This window comes from Caballeronia choica (assembly GCF_001544535.1).
Classification (GTDB): domain Bacteria; phylum Pseudomonadota; class Gammaproteobacteria; order Burkholderiales; family Burkholderiaceae; genus Caballeronia; species Caballeronia choica.
The window spans coordinates 17,238-27,322 of the sequence record NZ_FCON02000100.1 but is presented as its reverse complement, the minus strand read 5'-3'; the positions used below and the strand labels follow the sequence as shown (position 1 = coordinate 27,322).

Genomic DNA, 10,085 nt, shown 5'->3' with positions numbered 1-10,085 from the left:
GCATAAAGTCGTGCCCTGGTTCATCATTGGTTTTCTTGTGATGGTTGCCCTCCGTTCGGCCAACCTCGTTCCGACAGAAGCATTGCCGTCGATCAGCCATACGGCGAACGTGTTGACGATACTTTCGATGGCCGCACTCGGTCTTGGCGTCGATGTGCGAATGGTCGCCAAGGCCGGCCCCCGTGTGACACTTGCGGTGGTGCTGTCGATCGTCGCCCTTGCGGTCATCAGCCTCGTGGTGATCCGCGTTCTGGGCGTAGCATAGAAAGAGGCTTACGGTCCGCGGAAAATCCATGACGCTCGATCAACTTCGTGTCTTTGTTGCGGTTGCCGAGCAGCAGCATGTGACCCGTGCGGCCAACGTACTGGCGCTTTCGCAATCGGCGGTGAGCAGTTCAATCGCCGCGCTCGAAACGCAGTATGACGTCAAGCTGTTCCACCGGATTCGCCGGAACATTGTACTGACCGACGCCGGCCAGCAGTTTCTCGACGAAGCGCGCGCGGTGCTCGCCCGTGCGTCGTCGGCCGGGAACATGCTGGCCGATCTGGCCGGGTTGCGGCGAGGCGCGTTATCGCTTGCGACGAGTCAGACCGTGGCAAATTACTGGATACCGAAGGTGATGCAGCGCTTCCATGCGGCACACCCCGGCGTTTCGCTCAAGCTCTCGATCACGAATACCGGGCAAGTCGTTCGGCAGGTCGCCGAGGGCGCAGTCGATCTGGGCTTCGTGGAAGACCAGGTAGACGCAGAGGGTCTCGAAGTGCGCGCGGTTGCCCAGGATGAACTGGTGCTGGTGGTCGCCCCCAGCCACCCTTGGGCCCATCTCGATTCGACAACTGCCGATATCATTGACTTGCGCGATAGCGCCTGGGTGCTGCGTGAACAGGAATCGGGTACGCGCGGGATCTTCGAAAAGATGGTGCAGAGCCTGGGAGACGATCCCTCCGGCTTCGAGATCGCGCTGGAGCTTCCATCGAACGAGGCGGTGCGCTCGGCGGTCGAGGCTGGCGCCGGCGCGACCGTGATGTCCCGGCTGGTCGCGGCTTCCTCACTCAGCGCCGGGACGCTCACAGCACTCCATTGGCCGCTGCCGCCGCGGGAATTCCTGATGTTGCGTCATCAGCAACGCTATGTGACTGAGGCGATGCGCGTGTTCTTCGAGATGGCGTCGGAGTAAGTCTCCAATTGCCATTAACGACGAATCAAGGCGGCTGATATAACGCGGCGCTGCAGAAGCAATCGGGCGTTTCAAAACGACAAAAATCACTTCATCCAGGCGTCGGAGACTCAGCGGATACGCCACATACCAGCGCACGCACGTGAGGATCACATCGAGCGGATAGTGCGAACGCTTGAGCACCCGTGCCACAGCTGGATTCGAAATTTTCGTCAAGCGTCCGATCGTCGTATCGTCACGGCACACGATTCTCGCCGGTGCCTGCGCTTTTGTGCGCTCCGATTACATAAGAAACTCCGTCGCCCGAGCCGGTACGGTACCGTACCGACTTCGCCGCGAGGTGCGCGCACCGTGGTCATGGGCGCCGTGCGTCGTCATCGAAAGGTACCGGAGACGGCCCCGCGCAGCATGATCATCGTCGATTGATCGCATCAGCAGCAACCGTTCCGGCCAGGCGCGGTCACGATGCCTCCCATCAGATCACCTTATTTTCCGCCGCCGTGTTCGTGGTGGCGCGTCAATGGCGCTGCAAGGCAGTGCCCCACCTGCCACGAGAATTTCGTGGAAGCTCAATCCAGCAGTCCGCGAGGCGATCGACGGCTGAGGGCACGGGCTGTGTCCGACCAACCTTCAGCGATAAGTGGCGAGGAGCCGAGCGCCTGGATCCTTTACGCCCGCGGAACTGGAAAATGCAAAATGTCAGTCATCGAATCGATTGTCCACGAAAGACTCGTCTTTCCTCCGCCCGCCGACCTGGTTGCCCATGCGGAGATTTCGGGAATGGGCGCTTACCGGTCTCTGGTCGCCGAGGCCGAGCATGACTATGAGGGCTTCTGGGGGCGTCTCGCACGCGAGACGATGACCTGGAAGAAGCCATTCTCGAAGATCCTCGACGAGACGAACGCACCGTTCTACACATGGTTTGAAGACGGCGAGCTGAACGCGTCCTATAACTGCCTCGACCGTCACGTCGAAGCCGGCAACGGTGAACGGATCGCGGTGATCTTCGAAGCGGACGACGGCACGGTCACTCATGTCTCGTACCGGGACCTGCTCAAACGCGTATGCCGCTGCGCGAATGCGCTCAAGAAGCGCGGCGTGAAGAAAAGCGACCGGGTCGTGATCTACATGCCGATGTCGATCGAAGGCATTGTCGCGATGCAGGCCTGCGCCCGCATCGGCGCGACGCATTCGGTCGTGTTCGGCGGCTTCTCGTCGAAGTCGCTGAACGAGCGGATCGTCGACGTCGGCGCAACAGCCCTCATTACCTGCGACGAACAGATGCGCGGCGGCAAGGCGCTTCCGTTGAAGAGCATCGCCGACGAAGCACTCGCCGCGGGTGGCTGCGAAGCCGTCTCGAGCGTGATCGTCTACCGGCGCACCGGCGGCAAGGTGCAATGGAACGCCGGGCGCGACCTGTGGCTGCATGAAATCACCGAATGCGAAGCCGATACGTGCGAGCCGGAGTGGGTCGGGGCGGAGCATCCGCTCTTCATCCTGTACACGTCCGGCTCGACCGGCACGCCGAAGGGTGTGCAGCACAGCACTGGCGGCTTCCTGCTCTGGGCCGCGCAGACGATGAAGTGGACCTTCGACTGGAAGCCCTCCGACGTATTCTGGTGTACGGCGGACATCGGCTGGATCACGGGACACAGCTATATCGCCTATGGACCGATGGCGATCGGTGCGACGCAGGTCGTGTTCGAAGGCGTGCCGACTTATCCGAACGCCGGCCGCTTCTGGGACATGATCGCGCGCCACAAGGTCACGATCTTCTACACGGCGCCGACCGCGATTCGCTCGCTCATCAAGGTGTCGGATGCCGATCCAGCGGTTCATCCCAAGAGCTTCGACCTGTCGACGCTGCGGGTGATTGCCACCGTCGGCGAGCCGATCAATCCGGCCGCGTGGATCTGGTATTACGAGAACGTCGGCGGCGGGCGGTGCCCCGTCATCGACACATGGTGGCAGACCGAAACCGGCGGCCACATGATCGCCCCGATGCCGGGCGCGACGCCGCTCATCCCCGGTTCGTGCACGCTGCCGCTGCCGGGCATTCTGGCGGCCGTCGTCGATGAAACCGGCCACGACGTGCCGAACGGGCAGGGCGGGATCCTGGTCGTCAAGCGCCCGTGGCCTTCGATGCTGCGCACGGTATGGGGAGACCCGGCTCGCTTCAGGAAGGCTTATTTCCCGGAAGAACTCGGCGGCAAGCTGTATCTGGCTGGCGACGGCGCGATACGCGACAAGGAGACCGGCTACTTCACGATCACGGGTCGCATCGACGATGTGCTGAACGTGTCGGGCCACCGGCTCGGCACGATGGAGATCGAATCGGCGCTGGTGGCCAATGCGATGGTTGCCGAAGCGGCTGTCGTCGGGCGTCCGGACGAGACGACGGGCGAAGTGGTCGTGGCGTTCGTGGTGCTGAAAGGCCCGCGTCCCGAAGGCGCCGAAGCGGAACAAATCGCGAACGAGTTGCGCGCCTGGGTCGGCAAGGAAATCGGGCCGATCGCGAAGCCCAAGGAAATCCGCTTCGGCGAGAACCTGCCGAAGACGCGCTCGGGCAAGATCATGCGCCGTTTGCTGCGCTCGCTTGCGGCGGGCGAGGAGATCACACAGGACATATCGACCCTCGAGAATCCGGCCATTCTTGGTCAGCTTCGCTAAGCGCCGACGTCGAGAGTTTGAGCGCGGACGAATTCGTCGCGGCGCGATGAAATACCTTCAGGAGCAGACAATGAGCAACGCAGCGATTCAAATGAAACTGGCGAATCCGGCCCCGCTGGGCCTCGCCGGATTCGCGCTGACAACCTGGCTGTTGAGCATGATCAACGCGGGGTGGTTCTCGGGCGATTCAATGGGCCTCGTGCTGGCCTGCGCGCTCGCGTATGGCGGCACGGCGCAAGCGATTGCAGGCGTGATGGAACTGCCGCGCGGCAATACGTTCGGCGCAACCGCATTCCTGAGCTATGGGGCGTTCTGGTGGTCGCTCGCGCTGTTTATCGTGTTCTTTCACGGCAAGGTGCCTCCCGCCTTTATCGGCTGGTATCTGTTCCTGTGGGGCGTCTTCACGTTTTATATGTGGCTCGCCACGTTTCGCTCGCCGCGCGCGCTCCAGTTCATTTTTCTCGCGCTGTGGATCACCTTCCTCCTGCTCGCCGGTGGCGAATGGACAGGTTCGGCCGCGCTTCGCATGGCGGGCGGATACGGCGGTCTTCTGACGGCGGCGCTGGCGTTCTACCTGTCTGCGGCCGATGTCGTCAACGAAGTCTACGAGCGGGTCGTGTTTCCGATAGGCACGGCCCGGACTTTCAGCCGCCACGCAGTCACGCTGTAATTGACGATGCCGAAAGCCGCTATTGCAACTTTTCAAGTACCCGTCGAACGGAGATTCATCATGACAACACCTTTTAATCAGATCACCGACTTCAGCAAAATGCTGGAGAGCTTCAAATTCCCCGGTGTCGATATGACGTCGCTGCTGGATTCGCGGCGCAAGGACATCGAAGCGCTCGCGGAGGCTAACCGACTTGCCTACGAGGGAATGCAGGCGCTGGTTCGAAAGCAAACGGAAATGCTCAGTGCGAGCGCGCAGGAAATTCAGGCGGCCGCGGCCCGCATGAGCGGCGGCAATCCGGCGGAGGCGATGAACAAGCAGGGCGAGTTCGTGCAGCAGTCGTTGCAGAAGGCTTTCGAAAACATGCGCGAGTTGGCCGAGATGGCGCGTAAGTCACAGGTCGAAGCATTGGCGGCGATCAGCCAGCGCGCCGAAGAAACGCTGCAGGAGGTGACGGCGCTGTCAAACCGTACTTAAAGGCAACCGTTCTTCCCGCGGCGCCCGGCGCCGCAGGAGAATGCGGTTCGCTGTTTAGATCGCCTTCAAGTCGGGTAGCAGACGGTCGAATTCCCGCTTCACGACGCGATAGCACTCACACACGCGTTTCTCCAGCCCCGGCCGATCGAGCACCTGGATGTGTCCGTGACCATAACGGATCAACCCCGCATCCTGCAGTTTCAGCGCGGCTTCCGTCACGCCGGATCGCCGCACGCCGAGCATGTTCGCGATCAGTTCCTGCGTCATTTTCAGCTCGTTCGACGGCAAGCGATCCATGCTGAGCAGCAGCCATCGGCACAGTTGCTGGTCGATCGAATGGTGCCGGTTGCAAACGGCGGTCTGAGCCATCTGGGTAATCAATGCCTGCGTGTAGCGCAGCAACAGCCGTTGCACCGGGCCACCCCGAATGAATTCCTGCTTCAGGATTTGCGCGTCGAGCCGGAAAGCCGCTCCGGCGCTCTGCACGATAGCCCGGCTCGGCGTCGTTTCCCCGCCCATGAAAAGCGCGATGCCGATCAGCCCCTCGTTGCCCACGATCGCGATTTCCGCGGACGCGCCATCCTCCATCACATAGAGCAACGATACGATCGATGTCGTGGGAAAATAGACGAAGCGAAGATGGTCGCCGGACTCGTACACGACTTGTCCCAGTGGCATGTCGACCGGCGTCAGATGCGGGGCCAGGCGTGCCCGTTCGGCTTCGGGCAAGACCGAAAGCAGATGATTTTCGTCGAGGAGCGGCTCGTCTGGCATGGGCGACCTTTTGAAACCTTGTCGAAAGCGGTTTCGTCTTCGCCAGAATCGCGCCAAAAAATGCAGTCGTCAACCGTTGGGGCGCTCGCTTGCAAGGTATGAGAAGGACCGGATAGACGAGCCGGCTGCGGCTCGGACCGCAAGCGAAGGGAACAAAGCAAAGGCGTGGTCGCCCGAATCTGCAGGGCCGCTCCAACGCAAGGAGGCCAGGAAAGTCTGGTCGTCACACTCACCCGTGTCGGATACAGGGAGACATCGCTATGAAAGGTAAAGCGCTTTTATGCGGTATCTTGCTTTTTGGTGGTTTGCTCGGTGCCGCCGCGCCCGCATTCGCGCAATCGTCGCCTCCGCCATCCGAGGAATCGAAGCAGGTCGAGGCACTGGTGAACAAGGCTGCGATGCTGATCGATCGTAAAGGCAAGGCAGCCTTTTCCGAATTCAGAACGAAAGACTCCGAGTGGTTCCACGGAACGACGTATCTATTCGTGTACGACATGCAATCCAGGGTGTTGTTGAATCCTGCCTTCCCCGCCCGTGAAGACACGGTGGTCACCGGTCAGAAAGACGTCAACGGGAAATTGTTTCACGACGCGATGATATGGACGGCGGCGACCAAGGGATCAGGATGGGTTGACTACATGTTTCCGAAACCGGGGCAGTCCCAGCCATCACGGAAATGGACCTATGTGAAGGCCGTGAAGATTGATGGAGTCGCCGGCCTGGTCGGCTCGGGCTTCTATCCCGAGTAGCGCCATCCAGCCTTCAGGCCTTCAATTCGCTTCGCCCCCCTCCGGGCTCGCCGAAATTGCAAGAACGGCATCGCGCTTTTCGAGCAAATGGTGACGAAGGATCGCGGCCAGGCGCTTGCCATCGCGCGCATCGAGCGCTTCGAGCATTTCCTCGTGATCGTGAATCGCGCGATCCCACTTGGGTGTCTGGAAGTTCGACCGGAAGCGCAACGCCTGCAAGCGCCGGTTCACCGAGACATAGGTCTGCCGCAGCGCCGAATTGCGCGCGGCTTCGTTGATCTTGTCGTGGATCGCCTGGTTGCGGCTGTAATACCCGGCCAGATCGTTTTGCGCGCGGCACGCAAGCATCGCGTAGTGCAGCGCCTTGATCTCGGCGATCTCCGACGCGGTGATCCGCTCGCAGGCGAGTTCGCCGGAAAACGCCTCCAGCCCGCTCATCAATTCGAACGTCTCGCGTAACTCGGCCTCGGACATCTTCGATACCGATGCGCCCCGATTCGGCGCAATCTCCACCAGTCCCTCCGATGCCAGCACCTTCAGCGCTTCGCGAAGCGGAGTGCGCGAGATATCGAGCGTTTCGCACAGCTCGCGCTCGTTGAGTTTTTTCCCCGGCTCCAACACACCTTCGACGATGAATCGCCGCAGATGATCCACGACCGTGTCGTGCAGACGCTGCCGCTCCACCTTCGGCATCAGAGGCAGGGCGTCCTTGCCGCCTTCCAGATTCAAATTTTGCATACAAAATGCTCCCGTTTCTTTCAGAGCATTTTATCCCATCTGCGGAGAAGCTCGGAATAACGGGGTAAACACCAGTCGAAATTGTCTTGGAAGAAGATCACTCCCGGTCGTATAGTTTTTTGCATGCAAAATTCAATCGGAGGAGCCAAATGCTCAAGTTAGACTTTCACCCCGCCGGACGACACTTCCTGCAAATTCCCGGACCGAGCCCGGTGCCGGATCGCATCCTGCGCGCAATGAGCTACCCGACCATCGACCATCGTGGCCCCGAATTCGGCGCGCTCGGCCTGACAGTGCTCGAAGGCATCAAGAAGATCTTCAAGACGCAGCAGCCGGTCGTCATTTATCCGGCGTCGGGCACGGGTGCCTGGGAAGCGGCGCTCGTCAACACGCTCAGTCCCGGCGACACCGTCCTGATGTTCGAAACCGGGCACTTCGCCACACTCTGGAAAAAGATGGCGGAGAGCCTGGGCCTCAAGCCCGAGTTCCTCGGCTTGCCGGGCGTCGAAGGCTGGCGGCGCGGGGTGCAGTCGCAGATGATCGAGGAGCGCCTGCGCGCCGACACGCAGCGCACGATCAAGGCGGTTTGCGTCGTGCACAACGAGACGTCGACGGGCGTCACCTCGGACATCGCGGCCGTGCGGCGCGGCATCGACGCGGCGGATCATCCCGCGCTCTTCCTGGTCGATACGATCTCCGGCCTCGCAAGCGCCGACTACCGCCATGACGAATGGGGCGTGGATGTCACCGTGTCGGGATCGCAGAAGGGCCTGATGCTGCCGCCGGGCATCAGCTTCAACGCGGTGTCGAAGAAGGCCCTTGCCGCGAGCAAGCAGGCGAAGCTGCCGCGCAGCTTCTGGGGATGGGACGAAATCATCGAGATGAACAAGGGCGGCTACTGGCCGTACACGCCGAACACCAACTTGTTGTACGGCCTGAACGAAGCGCTGGAAATGCTCGCCGACGAAGGTCTCGACAACGTCTTCGCGCGCCACAACCGCCTCGCCGAAGCGTGCCGGCGCGCGGTGCGCGCGTGGGGCCTCGAAATCCAGTGCGAAGACCCGTCCGTGTACAGCCCGGTGCTCACCGGCGTGATGACGCCGCAAGGCATCGACGCCGACGCGGTGCGCAAGGTGATCTACGAACGCTTCGACATGTCGCTCGGAACCGGCCTCGGCAAGATGAAGGGGCGCATGTTCCGCATCGGGCACCTGGGCGACTGCAACGACCTCACGCTGATGGCGACGCTCGCCGGCTGCGAGATGGGGCTGCAAGTGGCGGGCGTTCCGCTTGCCGGAAGCGGCTTGCCGGAGGCGATGGCCTATCTCACTTCAGAGGCAAAAGCGGCCGCCTTCAAGGCCGCAGCCTGACCGGACCGGCGGCGCCCGCCGATCCCATCCGGTACGCGAGCTTGAACGCGCTGCGCACAGAACGCGGCCGCTCGAACGCCGGCTTCATGGACTCGCGCCATGACGCCCGGCGCCGCGCGGCATCCACGCCGCGCAGTCGACACATGGAAAGTCACGGAGACAAACGATGAAACGGTTTCGTATCACCAGTGCGACAAGCATCGTTTTAATCATGCTGTGTATCATGTATTTCATCACCTACCTCGACCGCGTGAACGTCAGCACGGCGGCGGCGGGTTTCGGCAAGGAATTCGGTCTTTCGAACACGCAGATCGGGCTGGTGTTCTCGGCCTTCGCGTATCCGTATCTGGTGTTCCAGGTGATTGGCGGCTGGGTCAGCGACCGGTTCGGCGCGAAGCGAACCCTGCTGTTCTGCGGCGGCCTATGGGCGCTCGCGACCCTGCTGACAGGGTTTGCGGGCGGGCTCGCCTCGCTCCTGGCCGCGCGTGTCCTGCTCGGCCTGGGCGAGGGCGCAACCTTCCCGGCCGCGACCGCGGCGATGTCGCGCTGGGTCGCGAAGGAGCGGCGAGGTTTCGCGCAGGGCATTACGCACGCGGCGGCGCGCATCGGCAACGCGCTCGCGCCGGGTGCGATCGTGCTGGTGATGGCGGCTTACGGATGGCGTGAGTCGTTCTTCATCTGCGGCGCGATCAGCCTCGTGTGGGTCGCGCTCTGGTGGCTCACGTTCACCGAACATCCGAAGGACCATCCGCGCATCACCGCCGCCGAACTCGACGTTCTTCCCCCGCCAAAGCCGAAGCCCGCCAAGGTGCCGTGGATGCCGCTCTTCAAGCGGATGATGCCGGTGACGATCGTGTACTTCTGCTACGGCTGGACGCTGTGGCTGTTCCTGAGCTGGATTCCGCAATATTTCCTGCACAGCTATCACCTCGACCTGAAGAAATCGGCCATCTTCGCGTCAGCCGTGTTCTTCGCGGGCGTGCTGGGCGATACGCTCGGCGGCGTGGTCACGGACAAGCTTCTCGAACGCACCGGCAGCCTCAGGCGCGCACGAAGCTGGATGGTGTCGGTCTGCATGCTGCTCACGCTCGGGTCACTCGTTCCGCTGATGTTCACGCACAACCTGTATCTGTCGATGGCGTGTCTCTCCGCCGGGTTCTTCTTCGCGGAAATGACGATCGGGCCGATGTGGGCGATTCCGATGGACATCGCCCCGCAATACTCCGGCACCGCGAGCGGCATGATGAATACCGGCTCGGCGCTCGCCGCGATCATTTCGCCGGTGCTCTCGGGCTACCTGATCGACCGGTTCGGCAGTTGGGAACTGCCGTTCGTCGGCAGCATGGTGCTGATGGCGATCGGCGTCGTGCTGGCGTTCCGGATGCAGCCTGAAAGCAAGTTCGAGCTTGCCGGCAAGCCGGACAAGCACGCGGCGTCGCAATTCGGAGCGTAGACCGTC

10 protein-coding genes and 1 pseudogene are annotated in these 10,085 nt (G+C 62.0%); 8 read left to right on the top strand and 3 right to left on the bottom strand.

Annotation, left to right across the window (positions count from 1 at the left end; genetic code table 11):
- Together AWB68_RS30480 and AWB68_RS30475 are read left to right on the top strand one after the other, a co-directional pair.
- A partial coding sequence (locus tag AWB68_RS30480) for a putative sulfate exporter family transporter (RefSeq protein WP_125483091.1) occupies positions 1-265 on the top strand: 265 nt, incomplete at its 5' end.
- Positions 266-293: 28 nt separating this feature from the next.
- Positions 294-1,178: a LysR family transcriptional regulator gene (locus AWB68_RS30475; RefSeq protein ID WP_087648033.1), complete on the top strand. Its 885-nt coding sequence runs from the start codon at positions 294-296 to the stop codon at positions 1,176-1,178.
- Between the two features lie 84 nt (positions 1,179-1,262).
- On the opposite strand, the pseudogene AWB68_RS51565 reads toward AWB68_RS30475, so the two are convergent.
- Positions 1,263-1,394 (bottom strand): annotated as a pseudogene (locus tag AWB68_RS51565) (IS6 family transposase); the annotation flags it as partial.
- Positions 1,395-1,874: 480 nt separating this feature from the next.
- Between AWB68_RS51565 and acs the strand changes: the two are divergent.
- From acs to AWB68_RS30455, 3 genes are all read left to right on the top strand, one after another.
- Positions 1,875-3,848, top strand: a complete 1,974-nt coding sequence (gene acs, locus AWB68_RS30465; protein WP_087648032.1) for an acetate--CoA ligase — start codon at positions 1,875-1,877, stop codon at positions 3,846-3,848.
- A gap of 70 nt (positions 3,849-3,918) precedes the next feature.
- Entirely contained in the window at positions 3,919-4,518 is a 600-nt protein-coding gene (locus AWB68_RS30460; protein WP_235028577.1) for an acetate uptake transporter, read from the top strand.
- 60 nt (positions 4,519-4,578) lie between these two features.
- Complete coding sequence (locus AWB68_RS30455; RefSeq protein WP_087648031.1) at positions 4,579-4,995, top strand: phasin family protein; 417 nt, start codon at positions 4,579-4,581, stop codon at positions 4,993-4,995.
- A 54-nt stretch (positions 4,996-5,049) separates the two neighbouring features.
- Here AWB68_RS30455 and AWB68_RS30450 read toward each other — a convergent pair whose 3' ends face one another.
- Entirely contained in the window at positions 5,050-5,769 is a 720-nt protein-coding gene (locus tag AWB68_RS30450) for a Crp/Fnr family transcriptional regulator (protein ID WP_087648030.1), read from the bottom strand.
- A gap of 260 nt (positions 5,770-6,029) precedes the next feature.
- Between AWB68_RS30450 and AWB68_RS30445 the strand changes: the two genes are divergently transcribed.
- Positions 6,030-6,518 (top strand): cache domain-containing protein, encoded by a 489-nt coding sequence (locus AWB68_RS30445; protein WP_087648029.1) that lies wholly within the window; start codon positions 6,030-6,032, stop codon positions 6,516-6,518.
- 21 nt (positions 6,519-6,539) lie between these two features.
- Here AWB68_RS30445 and AWB68_RS30440 read toward each other — a convergent pair whose 3' ends face one another.
- The gene (locus AWB68_RS30440) at positions 6,540-7,256 is read right to left on the bottom strand and encodes a GntR family transcriptional regulator (protein ID WP_087648028.1); all 717 of its coding nucleotides are present in this window, start codon (positions 7,254-7,256) and stop codon (positions 6,540-6,542) included.
- A 149-nt stretch (positions 7,257-7,405) separates the two neighbouring features.
- On the opposite strand from AWB68_RS30440, the gene AWB68_RS30435 reads away from it, so the two are divergent.
- On the top strand, positions 7,406-8,626 hold the full coding sequence (locus AWB68_RS30435; RefSeq protein WP_087648027.1) for a pyridoxal-phosphate-dependent aminotransferase family protein: 1,221 nt from the start codon (positions 7,406-7,408) through the stop codon (positions 8,624-8,626).
- A gap of 166 nt (positions 8,627-8,792) precedes the next feature.
- Positions 8,793-10,079, top strand: a complete 1,287-nt coding sequence (locus AWB68_RS30430) for an MFS transporter (protein ID WP_087648026.1) — start codon at positions 8,793-8,795, stop codon at positions 10,077-10,079.
- Positions 10,080-10,085 lie beyond the last annotated feature (6 nt).

What these genes read in the sequence shown, in the direction of transcription:
- AWB68_RS30430 (WP_087648026.1), top strand. Translation starts at nt 8,793, where the DNA reads ATGAAACGGTTTCGTATCACCAGTGCGACAAGCATCGTTTTAATCATG.
- AWB68_RS30445 (WP_087648029.1), top strand. Translation starts at nt 6,030, where the DNA reads ATGAAAGGTAAAGCGCTTTTATGCGGTATCTTGCTTTTTGGTGGTTTG.
- AWB68_RS30475 (WP_087648033.1), top strand. Translation starts at nt 294, where the DNA reads ATGACGCTCGATCAACTTCGTGTCTTTGTTGCGGTTGCCGAGCAGCAG.
- AWB68_RS30450 (WP_087648030.1), bottom strand. Translation starts at nt 5,769, where the DNA reads ATGCCAGACGAGCCGCTCCTCGACGAAAATCATCTGCTTTCGGTCTTG.
- AWB68_RS30440 (WP_087648028.1), bottom strand. Translation starts at nt 7,256, where the DNA reads ATGCAAAATTTGAATCTGGAAGGCGGCAAGGACGCCCTGCCTCTGATG.
- acs (WP_087648032.1), top strand. Translation starts at nt 1,875, where the DNA reads ATGTCAGTCATCGAATCGATTGTCCACGAAAGACTCGTCTTTCCTCCG.
- AWB68_RS30460 (WP_235028577.1), top strand. Translation starts at nt 3,919, where the DNA reads ATGAGCAACGCAGCGATTCAAATGAAACTGGCGAATCCGGCCCCGCTG.
- AWB68_RS30435 (WP_087648027.1), top strand. Translation starts at nt 7,406, where the DNA reads ATGCTCAAGTTAGACTTTCACCCCGCCGGACGACACTTCCTGCAAATT.
- AWB68_RS30455 (WP_087648031.1), top strand. Translation starts at nt 4,579, where the DNA reads ATGACAACACCTTTTAATCAGATCACCGACTTCAGCAAAATGCTGGAG.